General features: G+C 66.3%; 21 protein-coding genes. 5 read left to right on the top strand and 16 right to left on the bottom strand.

Annotated elements, in window-relative coordinates; genetic code table 11:
- Positions 1-71 precede the first annotated feature (71 nt).
- A complete protein-coding gene (locus tag KF684_08585; GenBank protein ID MBX3352980.1) occupies positions 72-1,199 on the top strand; it encodes a Fic family protein in 1,128 nt (375 codons plus the stop codon).
- 16 nt (positions 1,200-1,215) lie between these two features.
- Here the strand turns inward: KF684_08585 and KF684_08580 are convergent, their stop codons facing one another.
- The 11 genes from KF684_08580 to KF684_08530 all read right to left on the bottom strand — a co-directional run bounded on the left by KF684_08580 (position 1,216) and on the right by KF684_08530 (position 7,220).
- Positions 1,216-2,244 (bottom strand): nucleotidyl transferase AbiEii/AbiGii toxin family protein, encoded by a 1,029-nt coding sequence (locus tag KF684_08580; GenBank protein MBX3352979.1) that lies wholly within the window; start codon positions 2,242-2,244, stop codon positions 1,216-1,218.
- A complete protein-coding gene (locus tag KF684_08575; GenBank protein MBX3352978.1) occupies positions 2,237-2,863 on the bottom strand; it encodes a type IV toxin-antitoxin system AbiEi family antitoxin domain-containing protein in 627 nt (208 codons plus the stop codon). Before KF684_08575 ends, KF684_08580 begins: the two co-directional genes overlap by 8 nt.
- Positions 2,864-3,368: 505 nt before the next feature.
- On the bottom strand, positions 3,369-3,704 hold the full coding sequence (locus KF684_08570; protein ID MBX3352977.1) for a hypothetical protein: 336 nt from the start codon (positions 3,702-3,704) through the stop codon (positions 3,369-3,371).
- Positions 3,705-3,724: 20 nt separating this feature from the next.
- Positions 3,725-4,060 carry a hypothetical protein gene (locus KF684_08565; GenBank protein ID MBX3352976.1) on the bottom strand — a complete coding sequence of 112 codons (336 nt, stop codon included), beginning with the start codon at positions 4,058-4,060 and terminating at the stop codon, positions 3,725-3,727.
- A complete protein-coding gene (locus KF684_08560) occupies positions 4,057-4,482 on the bottom strand; it encodes a hypothetical protein (GenBank protein ID MBX3352975.1) in 426 nt (141 codons plus the stop codon). Before KF684_08560 ends, KF684_08565 begins: the two co-directional genes overlap by 4 nt.
- A gap of 279 nt (positions 4,483-4,761) precedes the next feature.
- Positions 4,762-5,085, bottom strand: coding sequence for a hypothetical protein (locus tag KF684_08555; GenBank protein MBX3352974.1), 324 nt, complete (start codon positions 5,083-5,085; stop codon positions 4,762-4,764).
- Entirely contained in the window at positions 5,082-5,408 is a 327-nt protein-coding gene (locus KF684_08550) for a DUF2958 domain-containing protein (protein MBX3352973.1), read from the bottom strand. The genes KF684_08555 and KF684_08550 overlap by 4 nt, the downstream gene beginning before the upstream one ends.
- Positions 5,409-5,756, bottom strand: a complete 348-nt coding sequence (locus KF684_08545) for a hypothetical protein (protein ID MBX3352972.1) — start codon at positions 5,754-5,756, stop codon at positions 5,409-5,411. It abuts the gene before it with no gap.
- A gap of 422 nt (positions 5,757-6,178) precedes the next feature.
- The gene (locus tag KF684_08540) at positions 6,179-6,481 is read right to left on the bottom strand and encodes a DUF2958 domain-containing protein (protein ID MBX3352971.1); all 303 of its coding nucleotides are present in this window, start codon (positions 6,479-6,481) and stop codon (positions 6,179-6,181) included.
- Positions 6,478-6,819 carry a hypothetical protein gene (locus KF684_08535; GenBank protein MBX3352970.1) on the bottom strand — a complete coding sequence of 114 codons (342 nt, stop codon included), beginning with the start codon at positions 6,817-6,819 and terminating at the stop codon, positions 6,478-6,480. The genes KF684_08540 and KF684_08535 overlap by 4 nt, the downstream gene beginning before the upstream one ends.
- Positions 6,816-7,220, bottom strand: coding sequence for a hypothetical protein (locus tag KF684_08530; protein MBX3352969.1), 405 nt, complete (start codon positions 7,218-7,220; stop codon positions 6,816-6,818). Before KF684_08530 ends, KF684_08535 begins: the two co-directional genes overlap by 4 nt.
- A gap of 355 nt (positions 7,221-7,575) precedes the next feature.
- Here KF684_08530 and KF684_08525 point away from each other — a divergent pair, with 355 nt between their 5' ends.
- From KF684_08525 to KF684_08510, 4 genes are all read left to right on the top strand, one after another.
- Positions 7,576-10,638: a relaxase domain-containing protein gene (locus KF684_08525; GenBank protein MBX3352968.1), complete on the top strand. Its 3,063-nt coding sequence runs from the start codon at positions 7,576-7,578 to the stop codon at positions 10,636-10,638.
- A complete protein-coding gene (locus tag KF684_08520) occupies positions 10,628-11,113 on the top strand; it encodes a hypothetical protein (protein MBX3352967.1) in 486 nt (161 codons plus the stop codon). The genes KF684_08525 and KF684_08520 overlap by 11 nt, the downstream gene beginning before the upstream one ends.
- Before the next feature lie 281 nt (positions 11,114-11,394).
- A complete protein-coding gene (locus KF684_08515; protein ID MBX3352966.1) occupies positions 11,395-12,867 on the top strand; it encodes a hypothetical protein in 1,473 nt (490 codons plus the stop codon).
- An 8-nt stretch (positions 12,868-12,875) separates the two neighbouring features.
- A complete protein-coding gene (locus KF684_08510; GenBank protein MBX3352965.1) occupies positions 12,876-13,535 on the top strand; it encodes a hypothetical protein in 660 nt (219 codons plus the stop codon).
- Between the two features lie 3 nt (positions 13,536-13,538).
- On the opposite strand, the gene KF684_08505 is transcribed toward KF684_08510, so the two are convergent.
- The 5 genes from KF684_08505 to KF684_08485 form a co-directional block, all read right to left on the bottom strand.
- Positions 13,539-14,489: a hypothetical protein gene (locus KF684_08505; protein ID MBX3352964.1), complete on the bottom strand. Its 951-nt coding sequence runs from the start codon at positions 14,487-14,489 to the stop codon at positions 13,539-13,541.
- Between the two features lie 354 nt (positions 14,490-14,843).
- A complete protein-coding gene (locus tag KF684_08500; protein ID MBX3352963.1) occupies positions 14,844-15,431 on the bottom strand; it encodes a hypothetical protein in 588 nt (195 codons plus the stop codon).
- A 63-nt stretch (positions 15,432-15,494) separates the two neighbouring features.
- The gene (locus KF684_08495; protein ID MBX3352962.1) at positions 15,495-17,945 is read right to left on the bottom strand and encodes an AAA family ATPase; all 2,451 of its coding nucleotides are present in this window, start codon (positions 17,943-17,945) and stop codon (positions 15,495-15,497) included.
- Positions 17,946-18,236: 291 nt separating this feature from the next.
- Positions 18,237-19,508, bottom strand: a complete 1,272-nt coding sequence (locus tag KF684_08490; protein MBX3352961.1) for a DUF2130 domain-containing protein — start codon at positions 19,506-19,508, stop codon at positions 18,237-18,239.
- Positions 19,509-20,091: 583 nt separating this feature from the next.
- On the bottom strand, positions 20,092-20,385 hold the full coding sequence (locus KF684_08485; GenBank protein MBX3352960.1) for a hypothetical protein: 294 nt from the start codon (positions 20,383-20,385) through the stop codon (positions 20,092-20,094).
- Positions 20,386-20,642 lie beyond the last annotated feature (257 nt).

Here is a 20,642-nt window from a genome sequence, read left to right as displayed (position 1 = left end):
ATTCTGGCTCAACCTCGCTCTTGCGTTTGCGGTGAATAGATGCCATAATCACCGCATAGGATGCGGCGATTATGCGGTACATTCACCTCCTCCCGGGCTGGCCGGACCTAACCTGGAACGCGGAGACGCTCGCGGGGCCGCTGGCGTCGGTGCGCCATCGTCAGGGGCGGCTGCTCGGCAAGATGGAGGGGCTGGGGTTCGACCTGCGGACCGAAGCCAGTCTCGACGCCCTGACCAGCGATGTCGTGAAGTCCTCCGCGATCGAGGGCGAGAAGCTCAACCCGGACGAGGTCCGCTCGTCGATCGCGCGGCGGCTAGGGCTCGATGTCGGCGGGCTGGTTCCCGCGGGCCGCGATGTCGAGGGCATTGTCGAGATGATGCTCGACGCGACCCAGCATTACGACACGCCGCTGACCGCCGAGCGGCTCTTCGGCTGGCACTCGGCGCTCTTCCCGACAGGACGGAGCGGCATGGGGAAGATCACCGTCGGCGGTTGGCGGACCGCGGAGTCGGGGCCGATGCAGGTAGTCTCGGGACCGATCGGTCGCGAGCGGGTGCACTTCGAGGCGCCCGTCGCCGAGCGGCTGGACGGCGAGATGACCCGGTTCCTCCACTGGTTCGAGTCGGGCCCATCGCTCGACCCGGTGCTCAAGGCCGGAGTCGCGCACTTCTGGTTTGTGACGGTGCACCCTTTCGACGACGGCAACGGCCGCATCGGTCGCGCGATCGCGGACATGGCGCTGGCCCGGGCCGACCGGAGCCGCGAGCGGTTCTACAGCATGTCGTCACAGATCGAGTCGGAGCGGAAGGAGTACTACCGCCAGCTGGAGACGACCCAAAGGGCCGGGCTCGACATCACGGCGTGGCTTGCCTGGTTCCTCGCCTGCTTGGAGCGAGCGCTGGTCGCCGCCGAGGCGTCGACCGAGGCGGTGCTGTTCAAGGCGCGGCTGTGGGACCGGGTGAATCGCGGGCAGGTGAACGAGCGCCAGCGTCTGGTCATCAACCGGATGCTCAGCGGCTTCGAGGGATTCCTGACGACCTCAAAGTACGCGAAGCTCGCGAAGTGCTCGAATGACACGGCGCTCAGGGACATCACCGAACTCGCCGGCCGCGGCGTGTTCGTGCGCAACCCGGCCAAGGGCCGGAGCACGAGCTACCGGCTGACGGACGATGCGGAGTCGGTCACAGATGATCGATAGCGAGGTGGGCTATCGATCACGCCTGGGCGTTGATCTGCGCCTCAACCTCCCGGAGACGGGCGAGTAGGTCGTCAAAGGACGGTGGCTCGGTGAACATCATCTCGCGCATGGCCTCGTAATCAGCCCGGATCTCGTCGAGGCGTGAATCGGGCGGCGCCAGACGGAGCGTCCCCGGCATTGCCTCCTCATACTTCGCCCATGCGGCGGGGAAGAAGCGGTGCTTGTGGTCGGCGACGGCTGCCAGCAGACCTGCATCTTTCATGGCGTGTTGACCTGCGTCCGCGTCCGCCATCTGTACGAGGTCGTAGTAGTGACGGGACTGCCGGCCCGTGATCGACCGCTCCGTGGGGAAATGATGGAGCATGTGCAGGATCGTCGCCTTCTCCCAGAAGGTGCGTTCGGGAGCGAGCACCCGCACGGCCGTGGAAGGCGCTCGGAAGGGCTGAGGGAAATCTTCCGCCGCGTAGGGGGTGACGCTCGCCTCGACCTCGGGCCATAGATCGCCCCGCGCGCCGAACTCGAGCCGGACCTCGGGATGGATGTACCGGGCCTGGCTTCTTCGGAGCGCACTGGGATACGCGAACAGGAGGACCGGGTCTTCCCCTCCGGCCGGATCGGCGATGATTTTCCAGCCGCTCGCCGTGCCGAACGCATCCTCGAAGCTCTGCCGGAGGGCAGGCAGGATCGCCGAGTCCACGGCGTGGCGGCACGCGTCCCTGAGCTCGTCCACGAGTCGCTGCCTTGCCTTGCGAGAGATTTCAGGGTTGGCCGGATCCCGGTCGCCGACAAACCCCAGCCCCGCCCGGTCGAGCACCAGGTCGATGTCCTCCGAGAACCGCTCGATGAGGCCGAAGGCCTTGGAGAGCGAGGTGCCGCCTTTGAAGAGGATGCCGGAGGGCGAGCCTGTCAGCGCGAAGACGCGGCGGAGCGTCCAGCACACCCAGAAGTCCTTCTCGACGATCACCGGGTTGATGCCCCGGCGCTCGGCGGACGCTCGAAAGAGGTCGGCCCGGTCGCCCGCCGGGAGTCTGGCCACCTCATCCACGGACGGTGTCCTTCCCTGCTTGTGCGATCATGCGGGCCGCGTCGGCGATCCAACCTTCGGCGTAGCGGGCGCGGCGCACGAGCTGGCGGCGCTGGTCGGGGCTGAGGCGGCGGCGGAGCGTCATCGCGGCATCGTCGTCGATTCCGCCGGGCCCCGCGTTGCGGAGGGCGTGAAGGACGAGCTGGACCGGGTCATCGTCCTGAGGCAGGCGGGACGCGCTGACATGCTTCATGCGGTAGACGCGGGACCCCACCTTGAGCGATCGCGACGGCCCGTCGGTGAAGTAGACCGGCTGCGCGGGGACCTGCGTCGAGAGCCCGAGCCGGTTTGCGGCCACAGCCGGGGACGCGACGACCCGGCTCCCGGTGCGTCGGCCGATGGCCTGGGCCACGGCATCGGGGTCGGCGGGGACCGTGACGCCCAGCGTGGGGTTGACCCGGGGACGGTGGTAGAGACCCCGGCCCACGCGCTGGAGCGCGCCCTTGCGGACGAGCCGGGCGAGAGCCTGATCGACAGCGGCGCGGCCCCCGAGGTCGAGGAAATCCTTGGCGATGAACACCCGGTCAGGCCCGCCGTCGCGGACCCGCTTGAGAATTCTGGCCTGGGTGGTGGTGTCCATACGCTGCTCCTGCTGTCAGAAGATATACCATGTTTTCTGACACCTGTCAATCGGAAATGTTCCGGCCGTACCTCAACCGATATGGCAAGATCGTCCAGCAATCCTTTGAATTGGCTCGCTTATCGGGCTTTCACCTGCTCCTGAATCCCCCCACTGCTCCCGGACGCCAGCCGCGGGCGGGAGGCGCGCGGCCGACCCCCTCCTAACCCCGTTTAGGGAAGATGTCTGATTCTTTCGGCAGGCTTACCGACCCTCCTGGCTCGGACCTATCCGGAGCACCTTCCAGGAGAGCATGAGGTCTTCGAGAACACGGTCGGCTGAGGGGGGTGGATCAATGGCTCGGAGACGGCTGGAGACGGGGACGGTCGGGGACAGAATGCGGAGACAGCGGGGACGGGAGCAGGGTGGTCGGAGGAGCGGGATCGTTCGGTTGGGCGCCGGGATGAGGAGCCCCTCAACCCCCCCACCGCTCCGGCGGCGGCGAGGGGGTGGAGGCGGTCGGCGCTCAGCCCCGCTTCAGCGGCGGGTCGGGGAAGCGTTCAACGGCGTGGTCTTCGAGCCAGCACCGGGCGCCCTCGTAGCTGCACCGGCCGGTGTAGAGGTCGGTCATCACCTCGGCCAGGTCGACGGCACGCTGGAACTCGAAGAACTGCGACGCGTGGAAGCCGTCGGCTTCCGGATCGAGCCGGTCGAGCGTCTCCAGCGAGGGAGCGATCAGCACGAAGTGCTCGATGTCGACCTCGCCGCTGCTCGAGGTGACGACCACGCGGGCGATCCGCACGAAGAACCCTTCGACGCACAGGGTGTCGATGATGGCGGTCTCGGGAGCTCCCGAAGCCACCCGAGGGGTTCGAGGAGGGCTCATAAGCCCTCCTCGATGATCTCTTCGACCTGAACCCCGTGGAGCCCCTCGGCTGCCTCGAAAACCGTGCAACGGCCTTCGTACAAGTCCGTCAGGACGCTGGCCACCTTCGTGGCGTCGATGAGGTCGACCAGTTCGAGCGGGTCGAAGCCGTGCTCGTGGGGGTCGAGCCGGCCGAACTCTCCGGGCTCCCTGGCGAAGACGACGAGATGACTGGTCCCGGAAACAGCGTCTCCGGGGAACGACGCCGTCCCAACCGCCGCATAGCGGTAGATGCGGAGGTAGAGGTCGCCCACACGGAGCGTGTGGGCGACCTGCTGGTGAATGTCGGTCATGATGGCCTCCGCGACCGGCCGGTGCGTCCCGGGAGGGAGGGCTCGGACGGCGGGTCCGACCTGTAGAGGTAGTGCCGCTCGTCGACCCGGCATCGAACGATCTGGCTCGTGAGGGCGCCGATGTTCAGATGGCCGTTGAGATACACAGTGAGAGCGGAAGCCGCCGTCAACGCCTCGATCAGTTCCGGAAGGTCGTTCTCGGTGAACAGCCATGCCTCCCGGTCCGAAAGCAGCCCGTGCGAGACGAGGATGTAGTAGTAGAAGTACGTCCCCGTGTCCTGCGAGAACAGGCGGACGGTGAACGGGCCTACTTCGTACATGTCGACGAACTTGGCGTCGGGCGGGAGACGCTTGTCGAAGGGATGCGCCCGGCGTTCGTCGTCGCGGTCGCCGCCGTCGTGGGTTGAAGTCGAAGTGTTCATAGATGGTCCTTTCGTTGGTGTTGAACATGGGCCCGATCGGGCCGGGGCCGCGCAGGCGGGATCAAGGAAAAGGCCGCCGTGTGTGCACGGGGATCGGCTGCACGGAGCAAGCCCACCCCGCCCCCGGGGGAGGGCGAAGCGGAGGAAGCCGACGGCCCCTTGAGCCCGGCGAGCACCCCGGCAGGGCCTCGCTTCGTGTTCAACACCGAAAGGACCGGCCAGGAACTCGGCGGCTCACGGAGGCGGCTCTCGGGGCGGGGGCACGCTCATGATTCCTCCTCAGAAGATCTCCTCGACGCTGTAGCCGGCAAGCCCCTCGGCGGCCTCGAAGACCGTCCGTCGTCCCTCGTAGAGGTCCGTGAGCACGCTGGCCACATTGGCGGCGTCGATGAGGTCGATTAACTCAAGCGGGTCCAACCCGTGCTCGGAGGGAGCGAGCCTGTCGAGCTCCTCAACCTCCTTGGCGAACACGACGAGGTGACTGGCCTTGGCGCCTCCTGGAAACACCGCGGTCTCCGCCTTCGCATAGCGGTAGATGCGTATGAAAAGGTCGCCCACACGCAGGGTGTGGGCGACTTGCTGCAGGACGGTGTCTTCGGTCATGACATCACCGCCCCTCTTCGGGCCGCTTCGAGCTCGGCCTGGAGCACGCTCAGCCGCACGGGCTTGAAGTGCAGGTCCCGCTCAACGCGGAGCCCCATCGGGCCGGCGATCGATTCGAGCTCCTTGAGTGAGAATGAGCCAAGCTCGATCTCGAACCCGTCGACGAGGCCGTAGCACTCGTCCTCGCCGTCGAATTCGATCACATACCAGGTCCAGCAAGACCAGGTGGTGAAGAAGCGGACCCGCGCAAGCGGGTCCTTGGTGTTTTCCGTCCCGTAGATGGGCGGGAGCGATCGTCGCAGCGATGCGGTCAGGAGTTGCATCTACGCCACCTCCACGCCGTCGGCGTCGTAGATCGCGTTGGCCGGCACATCGGGAAGCTCCTCGTGGGACGCCTCGGTTCGGTCTCTCGATTGCAGCTCATAGATGCGGGTGTTAGCGAGACTCGCCACTTTGCCGAGCAGGAGCATCTCGTCGCGGCTGAAGGAGTTCGAGCTCTTCCACTTGCCGGCTTTCTCGTCGAAGTAGCTCCGCTCGACGCTGGCCGAGTACCAGGTCTTGCCTTCGGAGCTGGTCTGCTGCCAGATGGCGCAGACGACCGATCCGAGTCGCACCTTCGCCACGGGCCGGGCTTTAGGGGTGTTGGTCGTGATGGTTGATGTCGTAGTCATGGCTGTTTCCTTTCGTAGGTTGTTGAACATGGTCCGCCTCGGCCGGGGAAGCGCAGGCGGGATCAAGGAAAGGACGCCGTGCCCGCACGGGGATCGGCTGCACGGAGCGCAGCGGAGGAAGCCGACGGCCCCTTGAGCCCGGCGAGCACCCCGGCAGGACCATGATCGCGTTCAACAACTGAGGGAAATGGCCCGACGGCAGCAGATAACCCGATCAATCCTTCGGTCTCGCCTTGTGACGAGGAGCGGCCTTTCGCCACGGCATGTATGACCTGAGCTGCAACGGTGCCGGTGAGCACTTGCCTGCGAACGAAGGGGATTGATCGCTCAGGCCTGCGGGAACACGCACGGCGCCCCCGACCGGGGCCGGGGACGCGTGTGGGACGAGGGAACACCGGGGACAAGTCGTCCCCGGCAGTGGGTCAGCAGCGTTCCCGCTGGCGGATCACGCTGAGGCGGGTCGGCGAGAAGTGAAGGTCGCGCTCGACGGTCAGCCCGCCGGGGCCGCGGACGGCGCCGAGCTCCTTGAGGCTGAAGTAGCCGTACTCGACCTCGTGGCCGAAGACGAGCCCGAAGAAGAGGTCCTCGCCGTCGAACTCGGTTGCGTACCAGGTCCAGTTGCTCCAAGGCGTGAAGAACCGGACCCGGGCCAGCGGGTCCTCCTCCGCTTCCGTCGCGTAGAGCGGCGGGAGCGTGACGCGGATCTCGGAGGGAAGGAGCATCATGATGCACCCCCGGTCCCGTCCCCGCCCCCGGACTCCAGACGGAGACCCTTCAGTCGGCGGGCCAGGTCGAGCACGCTCGACCGGCCTTCGAGGTGGTCGATGATTGCGCTCGCGGCCTTGACCGATTCGCCGAGGTCGTCGAGCTCGTCGTACTGGAAGTCGTCGGGCGACCCCTTCGCCTTCACCTGAAACGACGCGGTGTGCCGGACCGGCTCGCCGTTGATCCGCCGGGCGGTGATCGTGGTGCGGACATCGCCGATGACGAACCACTCGACCACGCGGGCCGCGGGATTGCCCGAGGCCATAGACCCGAGCAGCTCGCTGAGCCGCGACCTCATCGCGACACGCCCGCCTTGGCTCTCGCCCTGGCGGCCTTCTGTGGGGCGTCGTTGCCCCCGGCGGAATTCGCCGGGGGCGTGGACTGCGTCTCGGGCTGCGGCTCGGACTCGGCCCCGCCCCCGGCCCCGGCCCCGCCGGCGCCGTCCCGCTGCTTGGCCCGCGAGAGCGATTGCAGCTCGTGGATCCGCAGGCAGGCCATCTCGGCAACCTTCGAGAGCGGGAGCAGGTCGTCGCGTCCGTAGCTGGTTGTGGACTTCCACGACCCGGACTCCGAGTCGAAGTACCGGCGCTCGAAGGTGACCGAGTAGTACCGGCCCCCCTTCTCGGTCTGGTTCTCCCAGATCGCGGCCCGGATGGGCCCGAGCATCACCGTGTCGGCGGGAGGTTGGTTGTTGGTCATATCAGACTCCTTTCTGTTTGCTGGTTGACCATGCCCCTTTGAGGCGTCGGGCGCAGCCCCGTCCCCGGGGCCCCGGCCCGGAACAGGACGGGCCTGAGCCGACGGCACGCGGAGCCGCCCGGAGCCGCACGCGCGTCTCACGCGGGCGCCCGGGTCTGCCGCCTGCACAGAGCGAAGCGCCGGAAGGCGGACGGCCGCTTGCGTCGGGCGAGCGCGGCGCCAGGCATGGAGGGCACTAACCAGCCAGAAACGGAGTCCTTGAACAACCCTGTCCCCAGCACATTGTCGTGTGAGGATCCCGGACCATCGCCGGGGACCGGCTTGAGCGGGGGCCGGGACCCGGTACGCTGGGGCCATGCTTCGGATACACCAGTGCCGGAGCGCGGCGGCTGCGCAGTCGTATTTCACGCAGGGGCTCGCGCGAGAGGACTACTACACCGAGGGGCTCGAGATCGCGGGCGCCTGGCAGGGCCGGGCCGCCGAGCGGCTGGGCCTCCTCAAATACCACGACGGCGCCGTCGAACGCGACGCCTTCGCCGCGCTCACCGAGAACCGCCACCCGCGCACGGGTGAGCGCCTGACGCTGCGGCACAAGGACAACCGCACGGTCGGCTACGACATGAACTTCCACGCCCCCAAGGGGGTCTCGCTCCTGCACGCCGTGCACAAGGACTCGCGCATCGCCGATGCGTTCCGCACTTCGGTGCGTGAGACGATGCAGGAGATCGAGCGCCACGCGGAGACGCGTGTGCGCAAGGGCGGGGCGGACGACAACCGCCTGACGGGCAACCTCGTCTGGGCGGACTTCGTGCACCTGACCGCCCGACCGACCGTCGCCGCCGACGGACCGGATCCGCATCTGCACGCCCACTGCTTCGTCATGAACTGCACCTGGGATCGCGCGGAGGATTCGTGGAAGGCGGGTCAGTTCCGGGGCATCAAGCGCGACGCGCCGTACTACGAGGCGGCGTTCCACGCGCGGTTCGCCCGCCGGCTCGAAGACCTGGGATACGCCATCGAGCGCACGCCCACGGGCTGGGACCTGAAGGACATTCCCCGCACGCTGGTCGAGAAGTACTCGACGCGCACGGTCGAGATCGAGGCCTTCGCCGCCGAGAAGGGCATCACCGACCCGAGGCAGAAGGGCGAGCTCGGGGCGCGCACGCGCAAGGCGAAGGACAGGACGCTGTCCGCCGCCGAACTCGCCCAGCGCTGGGAGAGGCGGCTCGACGACCGCGAGCGCTCGCTGCTCCGATCGATCCACGATCGCGGCCATCCCCCGCCCCCGCCGCCGCCTTCCGAAACACCCACCGATCCAACCCCGCTCCTACCCGGGGACGGCGCCCGCGAGCGCGCCGCCGCGAAGGAAGCGGTGGATCACGCGATCGCGCACTGCTTCGAGCGCAAATCGGCGCTGCCCGAGGTCCGCTTGGTCGAGCAGGCGCTGCGGTTCGGGGTGGGCCGCGTCGGGGTCGAGGACGCGTGGGCCGAGGTGCGCGGCCGCACGATGCTCTCGCGCACCATCGACGGCCAGACCTTCGTCACGACCAGGGAGGTCCTCGCTCAGGAGCGCGCCATGCTCGCCTTCGCGGTCGGGGGCAAGGGGACCTGCGCGCCGGCGCGCGAGCGGCTCCTGTGCCGCACGCCCGGCTGGGAGCCCTCGAAGCCGCTCTCCGACGATCAGCAGAAAGCCGTGGATCATGTGCTCGACTCGACCGACCGCGTCGTCGCGATCCGCGGCGCCGCGGGCGTGGGCAAGACGACCATGACGCTCGAAGCCGTGGGCGCGCTGCGGGCCGCGGGGCTTGCCGTGATGGTGGTGGCCCCCACCGCCGCCGCCTCGCGCGGGGCAGACGGCCTGCGCGGCAAGGGGCTCGCGACCGCCGACACGGTGGCGAAGCTGCTCTCGGACCCCAAGATGCAGGCCGGGCTCAAGGGCGGCGTGCTGTGGGTGGACGAGGCGGGGCTGCTGGGCGTCGGGACCATGCTGCGGCTCTCGCAGCTCGCCGATCAGCACGACGCGCGGGTGGTGGTCTGCGGCGACGCGCGCCAGCACCGGCCGGTCGAGGCGGGTGATGCGCTGCGCGTGCTCGAATCCCACGGCGGGATCGCGCCCGTCGAGCTCACCACCATCCGCCGCCAGCGCGGGATGTACCGGGAGGCCGTCGCGGCCATCGCCGAGGGGAACCTCGACAAGGGCCTCGATCGCCTGGAGAAGCTCAACGCGTTCGTCGAGATCGACGACACGGCCAGACGCGACCGAGCCGCGGCGCACGACTACCTCACCGCGCTGGTGAACGGGAAGACGGCGATGATCGTCTCCCCGACGCACGCCGAGGGCGAGCGCGTCGCCCGCGCCGTGCGCGAGGCCCAGCGCGAGAGCGGCATGCTCAGAGGCGAGGACCGGGAGTTCATCCGCCTGCGCGACCTCAACTGGAGCGAGGCCCAGCGCGCCGACCCCGCGATGTACGGCCGCGACGAGGGCGCGAGCGCCGCGCCCGCGCTGGTCGCCCACTTCCATCAAGGGGCGAAGGGCGTCGTCGCCGGGGACCGCTGCGAGATCCTGGGGACGCGTCCCCGCCCCGGGGATGGATCGCTCGCGGTGATCGCCCGCACGCCGCGCGGCGTCGAGATCGAGCTCCCCATCGCCGACGCCGACCGCTTCCAGGTGTTCGCGCAGGAGAAGATTTCATTGGCCGCCGGGGACCGCATCCGCGTCACGCGCAACGGGCGCCTCGACGAGGGCCGCTCGCGCGTCACCAACGGCGACGTCTGCGAGGTGAAGGGCTTCACGAAGGACGGGCACCTGAAGATCGAACGCAACGGGCGCGAGCAGACGCTCCCGCGCGGATACGGGCACATCGCCTACGGCAGCGTCAGCACCTCGCACGCCGCCCAGGGCAGGGATGTCGACCTCGCGATCCTCGTCCAGTCCTCGGCGTCGTTCGCGGCGGGCAGCGACGCGCAGTTCTATGTCTCGGTGAGCCGCGGCAAGCAGGGCCTCAGGATCTACACCGACGACATCGCCGAGCTCAAGGAGGCGATCCGCCGCAGCGCCGACCGGCTCTCCGCCGTCGAGGTCGCCGACGGGGTCGCCCCGAAACAGACCATGCTCAAAGCGCCCGGACGCGACGCGCCGATCGAGAAGACGCCGGAGCGATCGGAGACGAAGAAGCCCGACCCGCCGAGCATCGAGACGATGCGCGACGCGGCGCGCCTGCACCGCCTGGGCAGGGAAGCCCGCGAACGCCTGGAGCGTTTCGAGCGCGAGCGGCCGCCGCAGACCCGCGCAGCGCCCCCGACGCCGACACCGAAACCCCCGAAACCTCCGAAACCATCGAGGAACCCGGACCACACGCGGGATCAGAGCCGCCGGCGCGACGAGGGCCGGGGAAAGGAGCGCGGTTATGAGCGATGACGATCGGCTGCGGCGACTCTTGCGCAAGCCCCCGACGGGCGCTGGCCCGGACTCCCCGAGGTCCGGTGGAAACGCTGGGAACGGGGATGGCGTAGACGGGGACGCCGGGGACGACACGCACGGCGGGGGTGGTCAACCTCCGCGCCATCCGATCGCGCCGGTCTGGATCGGCCGGTGCCTGCGGCTCGCGGGCGAGGCGTACGCGCCGACGCTCGTGCTGCGGCTCCGTCACGGCAAGCGGGTCGCGCTGGCCAACTCGTACTTCTCGTCGGCCCGGCTCGAATCGGGCGACCTGCTGGAGCTCGACTTCGTCGGCCACGCGATCTCGGTGCGGGGACGGCGGCTGGGGGAGGTGTTCGACGCCGTCGCCGCGCAGCGCGCCCTCGAACTCAGCGAGTCGCCGTCGCACTTCGACGAAGACCAAACGACGCCCTTCATCGAGACCATCGCGATCGTCTCCACCGAGAAGCGCTGAACGCGCACGCCGGGGACGCGCAGCGGCAACGGCTCTTCCCAAGAGGTCCCCGCCCCCGGGCCGCAAGGCCCGCTGCCGGATCGGAGTCGCCGTCGGGGTTCACCCCCGGGAACACCCCGCGGCGATCGGAGATCCGGCTTCTCCTCATCTTCATCCTCAAGGCCCGGTCTCGCCCCGCCCCGGGAACACCCCCCCGCTGCCGGACGGTTCGAGCCCGAGGGGTTCTTCACCCTTCGGGGCGTGCGGCGCAGGTCGCGAGCGGTCGCTATAGTGCTCATCGCATGCTCCGGCTGTTCCGACCGGCGGCGGATCTGTCCCCTCGCAACTCGACACCGAAGTCGTGGTCGCTCGACCACACGCTGCTGCGCCTCGGCAAGCACGATGTGTGGACGACGCGCGACGCCTGCGCCTGCACGCTGATCTTCGGCGACACAGGCTCGGGCAAGACGAGCGGCTCGGGCGAGCACATCGCGATGGCGATGCTCAGGGCCGGCTTCGGCGGGCTCGTGCTCTGCGCCAAGGCCGACGAACCCGAACGCTGGCGCCGCTACCTCCGCGAAGCCGGCCGCGAGGGCGACCTGGTGGTGTTCTCGCCCGAGAGCGGGCACCGCTTCAATTTTCTCGAGCACGAACGCACGCGCACGAGCCGCGGCGGCGGGCAGACGGAGAACCTCGTCGAGCTGTTCCTGACCGCGATGAGCGTGAACATCCACGGCGGGGGGAGTCACCAGGACCCGTTCTGGGAGCGCGCCGTCCGCCAGCTGCTCCGCAACGCGATCGACGCGCTGCGCCTCGCGGACGAGCCGCTCTCGATCTCGGCCCTGCGGAATGTGATCGGCGCCGCGCCCCTGACGGCGGAGCAGGCCGACGACGACGCGTGGCGGGCCTCGTCGACGCTGATGGCGACCCTCAACGCCGCCTACGAGCGCTGCGGGAGCGAGCGCGACCGCGGGGATCTCGCCGCGACAAGCGCGTACTTCCTCGAAGAGTTCCCCGGCGTGATGGACAGCAAGACCCGGGGCAACATCGTCTCGACCTTCACGACGATGGCCGACGGGTTCCTCCGCGGGTCGTTGCGGGAGCTCTTCTGCACGGGCCTCACGGTCCGGCCGGAGGAAACTTTCGAGGGCAGGGTGATCGTCCTCGACCTGCCCATCAAGCAGTTCCTGCAGCTGGGCGCGCAGGCGCAGGTGATCTGGAAGGCCTGCTGGCAGCGCGCCGTGGAGTCCGTTCCGCGCGGCCCCGGGAGCCGGCCGGTGTTCCTGTGGGCCGACGAGGCGCAGTACTTCCTCTCGCCCAGGGAGCCCGAGTTCCTCCAGACCGCTCGCGAGCAGCGGGCGTGCTGCGTGTACCTCACGCAGTCCATCGCCAACTACCACCACGCGCTGGGCGCACGCCGATCGGCCGGCGTCGACAGCCTGCTCGGGGTCGCCAAGACGAAGATCTTCCACTGCAACGCCGACACGCAGACCAACGAGTGGGCGGAGCAGCTGATCAGCGACCGATGGCAGGTCCTCACCAGCGAGGGCCTCTCCGAAATGATCGCCGGAGAGGGCGGGCCGCAGCGGTCGATCAACTTTTCGCGCCAGCGCCAGTCGCGCATCCTCTCCTCCGAGTTCGGCGACCTGCGGTGCGGCGGCCCGCCGGACTACCTCGTCGAGGCCGTCCTGTTCGAGTCGGGCCGACGGTTCCGGGGCGGCGACGGCAACATCATCCGCATCGCGTTCAAGCAGCGGCGCACGCCGCAGGGATAGGAGTCCGTATGCAGACTGAAGCCGATCTCCGATTCAAAAGGTCCCTCAAAGCCATCGGAGCGGCGCCCTTCAAGAGCGTGTTCTGGAAGCGGCTTCGGCTCCTGATCACGCTGGTTTACCTGATCGCCATCGAGCCGATCTCCGTCGCCGCGCGCGAGCTCATGTTCGTGGGACGGGGGGACCGACTCTACACCACCTTCGCGTTGCTGCTTGCTTCGGCCGGCGTCTTCGCGATCGCGGCGCAGCGGCAGGACCTCGGCGGCGACGCGCTGTTCCTGGTGGGCGCGTACCTGGTGGGCAAGTGGGCGGTCGAGACCGTCGCGCGGCTGGGGCGCGGCCGCGAGCCGGTGGACGAGGACGATAGCGGCGAGGGCGAATCGATCTTCGCGATCGCCGGCGTGCGCAACCGCACGCTGACGCTGACCATCGGCGCGCTGTTCGGATTCCTGCTGCTGCCCTTCGAGATGAGCAATCTCGTCGGCCTCCTGCTGTTTGTCGGGTGCGTCCTCGCCATCCTCGAAAATGTCCTGTGGAACCTGCGGGCGCGCGTGTACATCGCGCAGGAACGAAGCAAGGAGGAGCACGCGCAGATGCGCAGCCGGGCGAGCGAGCGAGCGAGGGACGGCGTCTCGCGCGCGAAGACCTTCCAGCGCGTCGAGATCGACTGACCGTCATTCCGGAGACACGAGGATGTCGGAGAAGCGGAAGGCGAAACGGCTTCCGTTGTTGGGATGACTCGCACGCAGGTTGATGATGCTGCACATGACCGGGCGATCGAACTTCCCTTCAAACAGGTATGTCAGTCGGATCGGAGCGCCCTCGATAAGGCCGACCTGAATATTGGTTGTGCCGCCCGTTGAACTGGGCGGGACGATGCGGCCAGTTGCCAACTCGTAGCCATCCGAAGTGACGATTTTGACGCCTGCGAGTACATTCGGTCCCGACAGATTCATCGCCGTGTCGCCCCCACCGGTCCGAGTAAGGAGGACTTCAAGCGCGAGGCCGCGCGATGTGATCCGATGCCCGATCAGCTCCATCTGCATCGGCCCGTCCTTGGAGACGGCGAGCGCCTTCGGGCGCCCCGCGGGCTCGGCTGACGGAGCGTGAGAGACAACTGCCGCCGGGACCGCGGCAGGAGCGGGGGCGGGGACCGGGGCGACAGGAGCGATCGTGACGCCGGGGATGTCCTCGCTCGGCCCCATCTTGAACTCGGGCGCGGGCGTGGCCATGACCGTCGCCGCAGGCGCGCCCTCTGGCTGAGCGCGGCTCGCCGCGGCCGACCGCTTCACCTCCTCGACCTCCCTGTACGCCGTGTTGGCGGTCGCCCTCGTCCGTTCCAGCGTCCCGCGGAAGCCGTCCACCGTGAGGCCGAGTTCGGCGACGGTGTGGCGGAGCTTCGCGATCTCGTCGGGGCTGATGCCCGGCCCGACCTTCAGCGTCACCGCCCGCTCGACATACGAGGGCAAGCGCTCGTGCATGTCGTTGATCTTCGCGGTCGCGTCCTTGGCCTCGCGCAGCGGCTGGCCGAACCGCACCGCGACAAGGAGATAGACCGAACCCGCGATCAACGCCGCGACGAGGATGGGCCCGTACGACGACAACGCCCTGGGGGAGAACTGCATTGGCTCCGCTCCGATGGAAGGTGGCTCCCCCGCCGCCGGCGCGCACCGGCATCCCGGCGCTCGCGCCGCGGACAACCCGGTATCGCCGGACGCAACCGCATGGGTCGCCTCGGACGAGGGGAAGGATGTGGACTCGGCCCGGAACGAATGGGCCCCGATCGAAGGGAATGTACCGCCGGATCCCCCGTGCCCGCAAGCGGCGCCGCGTAGAAGTCGGGGACGGCGCCCGGCCTAATACTCCTCGTCCTCCGGGTCCCCGTATGTGTCTATGCCGTTGACGAAACGCCGCCTTATGGGCAGGGCCACCCGCTCGATCTCGATGGCCTCCAGGGGTTCGTTGCATGGGGCCATCGCCTAGGCGGCGACGAACCGGATGTCCTCGATGATCCGCTCGTGCTGCGTGGGCGTGGCCGCCTCCTCAAATGTGAGGGACAGGACGCGGCGCGGCGCCCGGATCGCCGGGTCCGCCGGGAGATGCGGGATCACCCCGTGCAGGGCGATCTTCCGCCCTTGGCCATTGACCTTCACCTTGCGGCTCAACTCAGCGTTCGGCAAGATCAGATACATGAACACTTTCGGGCTCCGGTCGCGCTGGAAGGACGAGTCGGCGTCGACGCGTGCAAGACCCAGCGCTTCGAGTTCGTCGCCAAGCTCCCCGAGGACCGGGATTGCCAGCGCTCGGATCTGGCGCACGCACTCTTCGCTGGAACGCGTCTCGGCCGCGTCATAGGTCAGCGTCAGCGCACGCCGGAGCGCGACAAGCACGGGATCGCCGAACGGCGTGGTGAGTAACTCGAGCAGCGTCGAGGCGTCGCGGGTCTTCTCACCCTCGTCGAGCACGACGCTGTCCAGAGCGTCCGCCGAGACAAAGCGGTAGTTCGATCTGATTCCGGTCGCGTGACTCATGAGAACGGACGTGCGGGTTCTGGCCTTCGCGAACATCTGATAATGTTCGACTCATCCCCAGCTGAATTGGCAGCGACCATACAAATGACCTGACGACGTCTAGCGATTCTCTCTTGGCTTGGCCTTAAGGTTCCAGTTGGTCTTGCCACAAGGACACTTTACCGCAGACTCGGTTGCACCTTCAAAGATCACCGCCATCAAACCTCTACACTCCGGACAACAAAACAAATCTCTCACACCTGCGAATGCGTCTACGACATTCCGGAACTCGGAGTCAGCCATGTTCATGTCCTGATTGAAGTGGACGTTCGGGTTGATTGCCCACTGTTCAGCATTGGACTGACCGAGCGCGGCTGCCTGCGCGCTTTCAATCTGACTGAGCTCAGCGACCCGGGCTGACTGATTCCACGAATTGGCCGCATTCTTGGCACTCTTCGTCAACTCCTTGAGCCTGCTGATGCAAGCTGACGAGACCTGGCCCATGTCGTACCTACCCGCAAGGGAAAACGGGATCTTCGCCCGGAGGGAGTCCGCAGCGAACTGGAAGAAGCCCTCAAGCCCGTGCCGCAGATCCTGAGCGGCGTTGGAAACGTCATGCCGTTCCAAGCTGGCGTAGGCATCATCCAGGAAGTCCGGATCAAAGCGAGCGACAGGGCCCGTGTTGACGGACCACGTCAGCAAGCGCGTGCACGTCCGCGAAGTGACGCATCCGGCATTCTGTAACTGCTTTGTCCAGACTTGATCATGCGTTGTTATTATAAATTGCGATTGGTCAGCGAGCTGCGTGAGAAGCCGCGCCACTCCATTCCGGTGCCCGATATCTACGGACATCACCACATCGTCGAGCACTCGAAAACCCAACGATGCCGCGTCCGCGCGCTCCACAAGGGCAAGAAATAGACACAGCCCCATCGAGTCCTGATGACCCTCGCTGTGGAGAGCGAACGGGGCCGCTCGCGTCAGCCCGTAGAAATCGACTTCAAGTTCGATGCCAGCATCGGTAGGTCGGATGTCAGCGGTAAATCCGCTCTCGTCCGGAGCATGGACCTGCTTATAGAAGGAGACAAAGCGGTCTCGTACGGCATTATAAAGATCGGTCAGCACGCCATCGCGAGCCTGAATGAAGGCGGCTCGAAGTGCATCTGCATCTTCGCTCAGCTTCTTCGACGCGGCCTCGGTGGACTCACACCGTTTAAGTGTTCTCCAATTCTCTTCAGCACGGGTCAACGCATCCCAAGCCGTCTGCCGTGGGTCGCTCTTGGTTCGTTCCAGAAGATCCCGGTAGAGCTCACGAAGGGCTTCATGAAGCGCGGCCAAATTGAGTCGATCACTTAGGCGCGAAGAAGCCTCCTCTTGAAGAGGTGCCATACTGAGCACATGCGACAAGGCGTCTCGGAGCGAAAGGATCTTGAGCTGGTACTCCAACAAGAGATTTCGCGTAGGTTCGGGCAGAATGTCCGTCGGGTGCGCAAGGAGTCGGGCCACAGCCTCGACGTGACCACCAATCCACCGAATGAGACCATCGGCCGAAATGCGAACCTGTTCAAGTGGCTCCAAGAGCGAGCGCCCTCGATCTAGCTTTCCCTGCACCATGTTCGACAGAGCGCCGTCCGGCCATGTGGTATCACATACCGGGCACACTTGGACGCCTTCCACGATTAGCATCGCTCGTTCGAGGAACTCGATCCTCTGAGCGGCTTCGATGTCAGCCGCGTTCGACCGTAGTATCGCGAGATGGCGCCCTAGCGATTCATCGATTTTGTCGATGCTGTCTCGTGATGCCAATGTGATAGAACGGCCAAGAAGCTCGACATCGGCCAACGGCGTCGGCGAGCTCACACGTTCTCCGGCAGCCTGCGGCGGCGCGAGATCGCGCTTCGCGTCATCGATCCGCTCCACGGCAAGACCGTCAAGAGCGGCCCGAAATCGGTTAACAGCGTCGATCACCGGCTCTTGTCCATATCCATCGAGTCCAAGGGAGCCCGCCAACTGCCCTTCGGCTGCAACGCGAGCTGCTCGACTGGTTTCAAAGGAACTGCGCGATGTGTTCGCAGCCCGGACGAGCGATTGTCGGATTTTCTCGATGGAATCCAGATTCAAGACAGCCTGGACCATCTCAGCACGAGTCTTCGGAACGGCCGCGATGAAGGCGAGAATATCTGCACGGGTGAGCATGTACTGACGCTGTGCCGCCGCAGAGACACAGCGTTTCACTTCTAACTCGGCGTCGGCTGGGTATTCCAAGATCTGGGGCTGCGCTAATGATCGGCTTATCCGGACCAATCCGTCCCGCCCGGGGATTGCGACCGTGGCTTCGACGTATCGGTCTTGGTTGTCGGAGAGCAGGTGTGCGCCATGCTCACGAAGCGATGCCCCCCGGCGACCTGTAAGCCTGCGGATATCGCCTGTCAACAGAAAGTCGATCGCGTCGACTACGGTACTTTTGCCGGTACCGTTGCTCCCAAAGATCACCCCGGATTGGCCATTAAACTCGATATCTAACGAGCGGATACCACGTACATTACGTATCTTGATTTCGTGAAACCTCACGCGTCACGCCTCGTTTCTTGGAGCGACTTGAGGATGGATTGTGAATCCGGTGCGGAGGCGAGGAGAATGGACCGGAGAAGATCAATGTCATACCCCGCATCAGGTTGAGCCGCGCCAAACCGGCGGAGTGCATCGTCTACGATCTGCTCTGTGAGTGAAGCATAAGCTGTCGCCGAAGGCGGATGGGTATCTCGCGAAGTCGGCAGCGATCCACTTGATTCGTCCGGGATGCTTGTCATGAAGTAGCTCCCCTCGAAAGCGACTCAAATCCGCACTTGAACCTGCCTGCGATCAAAGCTGGGCCTCGGAATTCTCGAGCATCTTGATTTCTAGGCCTTCGATCTCTTGGAGCGTCTTTCCGGCGATTCCCTGGAGATCGCCGTACATTCCGGCCGTGGACTCGATCACGCCGCGAATCTGCTCCTCGCGCTTTGCCCACAGCCTTGTCATCGTCTTGCGCTCTTTGTCGAGATCGTCCTGCATGTCGCTGAACTTCTCCACGATCGCTTGGACCCGATGTCGGAAACGCGGCCCCGTGAGATACTGGTAGACCATCTCCATTTTCGTCTGCTGCCCCTCGCCAGCGACTCGGCTCGCGGCAAGCTCGATGAGCGTGTGACGGAGAGCCATGGCGACCGGCACCGCGCACTTGAACGACGTCACCCACACGCCGTCGATAAGGTTGAATGAGTCGGTATCCTTAGGGAGCACCTGCGACACCACCACGGCGACCTCGGCTTTGGCTGCGCGCATGTCTTCGCGCAGCTTGGTAAGCCAAGCGTCACTCCAGTTCTTCGTCCTCTTTGACTCCCAGAGAATCGATCCGCACGGCTGCCCGTTCGGACCAAAGACCCGGTGGAGCGTGTCGCCGCCAAACTGTCCTTTCGGGACCGGCTCGATGCTGTCGTGGGGAAACTTGTCGCGCAGGATTGCCTCTAGCTCCAACTCCTGAATCTCTCCTTGGAGCTGCTGAGACCCTTGCTCGGCCTTTCGCAGCGCATCCTGCAGCTTGGCCTGAAGATCCGTGATCGTCTTATCTTTCTCTGCGATCCGCAGCCGTGCCTGCTCATCGGCGTCCTTCTGTGCAGCCTCGCGGATCTTCGCTCGCTCGGCGTCGATCGCGCGCTGCTTGTCGAGCTCGAACCGGTCCTTCTCTTCTTGGAGCCGCTGCCGCGCCTGACGCAACTCCAGCTCGTTCTTCCTGGCTTCTGCAAGCTTTGCGTCGCGATCTTTGAGCAACGCGTCTGTGGCCTCTTTGTCCTCTCGCACCTTGGCAAGTTCGTCGGCCAAGGCCTCCCGGGCCTTCTTGGCCTCGGCTGAAGCAATGCTTGCGCGCTCGATCTTCAGCTTCGCAGCGACTTGCTCCTCGATCGACTGCTGGGCGCGAACGACCGCCGCTTGCTGTTCCTTGATCGCCTTCTCCCGCTCAGTGAACTCCGCATCTCGCGCTGCGATTTGCTGCTCATACTCGCGGCGCGTCGACTCGATGAGCGGGCCCGCGAGCGACTCGGTGAGTTTGATCTCAGTCTTGCACTTCGGACAGGCGATGGTCGGTTCGGACATACAGGGACCCCGGGTTATGGTGCCGTTCGGACATATTCCTGTACCATCGGGCTGACTTGCTGTCAACGCCGCAGCCAGCTGAAGCCGGGCTCAGAGGCGATTGTCGCACTGCAGGACGCAACCACCGGATTCCGCGACCCGGAGTCCGGTGCTCGCCATTGCGTCCTGACGAGGGCTAGAGACGCAGTGGACTGGTCCCCCACTCACCCCGGCGACCCGCCTTCCTGACCCTCTGGAGGCAGTTTCTGAGTGTCTGAGGGTCGGTTTTGTTCGGTATCTTTTCGACTGTCGATCCGGTGGTTGCGGGTTCGAGTCCCGTCAGCCTCGCTTCTCAACCCCCGCTCCGGCGGGGGTTTGTCTTTTGCCGAGTGCGTCCCGTTTCTCCGGTGGTTCCCGACCATCCTCCAAATGCGTCCTCCCATTGCGTCCTCGACGATCACCGGATTATGGTCCGGTGCTCCTCGCGTCGCCGTCGACATTGGCCGCATAGTCTGCGCGCATGCATGACTCCCGCTGGCAGATCGCTCTTGCCGACGGGATGATCCCATTGAGATGACACTCAGTTCGCAAACTCGAGCGTGAGCTAGTGCACGATCGGCTTCGCCGAGCCGACCACCTTCGTCCCGTCCGGCTTCTCGATCTCGATCCACCACCTCGTGTTCGCGGGGAGCGGGTCTGGCGCCATGGCGTGGATGTCGTAGTCGTCGTGCGACGCGGCGTACACGCCCCGCCCTACGAACGAGAACGTGCGATCCTCAGTGCCGATCCAAGCGCGGACGATCGTCGCGCCGTTGTCCTTATATGGCAGCTTCACGACGAGGTGCCCTTCCTGCCCGGGCTTGATGGGGCCGTGGCCTTGGGCGAGTTTGACGATCATCCCACCAATGGTCACAGGCGAGAGCGCGGTCTCATCAGGGGCGTGATCGTCCATACTCTTGTGGCTGTCATCGGCGTGATCGCTATGGACCGAGCCGTCGGCGTGGCTGTGAGAGCCCTCGGCGTGATCATGAGTGTCCGGGCCGTGGGCATGGTCGTCGCCCGAACCGGACTCGCCGCAGCCGCTCAGGGCGAGTCCGAGCGCGGCGAGCAGGGGCCAGGCAGGATGCGGTGACTGACTGTGTCAACTTCATAAAA

Source organism: Phycisphaeraceae bacterium, assembly GCA_019636675.1.
Taxonomy (GTDB): domain Bacteria; phylum Planctomycetota; class Phycisphaerae; order Phycisphaerales; family UBA1924; genus JAHBXC01.
This window is presented reverse-complemented; position numbering and strand designations above follow the sequence as displayed.

Excerpts from the sequence above, each read along its gene's own strand:
- KF684_08585 (MBX3352980.1), top strand. The coding sequence starts at position 72 with ATGCGGTACATTCACCTCCTCCCGGGCTGGCCGGACCTAACCTGGAAC.
- KF684_08575 (MBX3352978.1), bottom strand. The coding sequence starts at position 2,863 with ATGGACACCACCACCCAGGCCAGAATTCTCAAGCGGGTCCGCGACGGC.
- KF684_08565 (MBX3352976.1), bottom strand. The coding sequence starts at position 4,060 with ATGACCGACATTCACCAGCAGGTCGCCCACACGCTCCGTGTGGGCGAC.
- KF684_08560 (MBX3352975.1), bottom strand. The coding sequence starts at position 4,482 with ATGAACACTTCGACTTCAACCCACGACGGCGGCGACCGCGACGACGAA.
- KF684_08555 (MBX3352974.1), bottom strand. The coding sequence starts at position 5,085 with ATGACCGAAGACACCGTCCTGCAGCAAGTCGCCCACACCCTGCGTGTG.
- KF684_08550 (MBX3352973.1), bottom strand. The coding sequence starts at position 5,408 with ATGCAACTCCTGACCGCATCGCTGCGACGATCGCTCCCGCCCATCTAC.
- KF684_08545 (MBX3352972.1), bottom strand. The coding sequence starts at position 5,756 with ATGACTACGACATCAACCATCACGACCAACACCCCTAAAGCCCGGCCC.
- KF684_08540 (MBX3352971.1), bottom strand. The coding sequence starts at position 6,481 with ATGATGCTCCTTCCCTCCGAGATCCGCGTCACGCTCCCGCCGCTCTAC.
- KF684_08535 (MBX3352970.1), bottom strand. The coding sequence starts at position 6,819 with ATGAGGTCGCGGCTCAGCGAGCTGCTCGGGTCTATGGCCTCGGGCAAT.
- KF684_08530 (MBX3352969.1), bottom strand. The coding sequence starts at position 7,220 with ATGACCAACAACCAACCTCCCGCCGACACGGTGATGCTCGGGCCCATC.
- KF684_08525 (MBX3352968.1), top strand. The coding sequence starts at position 7,576 with ATGCTTCGGATACACCAGTGCCGGAGCGCGGCGGCTGCGCAGTCGTAT.
- KF684_08520 (MBX3352967.1), top strand. The coding sequence starts at position 10,628 with ATGAGCGATGACGATCGGCTGCGGCGACTCTTGCGCAAGCCCCCGACG.
- KF684_08515 (MBX3352966.1), top strand. The coding sequence starts at position 11,395 with ATGCTCCGGCTGTTCCGACCGGCGGCGGATCTGTCCCCTCGCAACTCG.
- KF684_08510 (MBX3352965.1), top strand. The coding sequence starts at position 12,876 with ATGCAGACTGAAGCCGATCTCCGATTCAAAAGGTCCCTCAAAGCCATC.
- KF684_08505 (MBX3352964.1), bottom strand. The coding sequence starts at position 14,489 with ATGCAGTTCTCCCCCAGGGCGTTGTCGTCGTACGGGCCCATCCTCGTC.
- KF684_08500 (MBX3352963.1), bottom strand. The coding sequence starts at position 15,431 with ATGTTCGCGAAGGCCAGAACCCGCACGTCCGTTCTCATGAGTCACGCG.
- KF684_08490 (MBX3352961.1), bottom strand. The coding sequence starts at position 19,508 with ATGTCCGAACCGACCATCGCCTGTCCGAAGTGCAAGACTGAGATCAAA.
- KF684_08485 (MBX3352960.1), bottom strand. The coding sequence starts at position 20,385 with ATGATCGTCAAACTCGCCCAAGGCCACGGCCCCATCAAGCCCGGGCAG.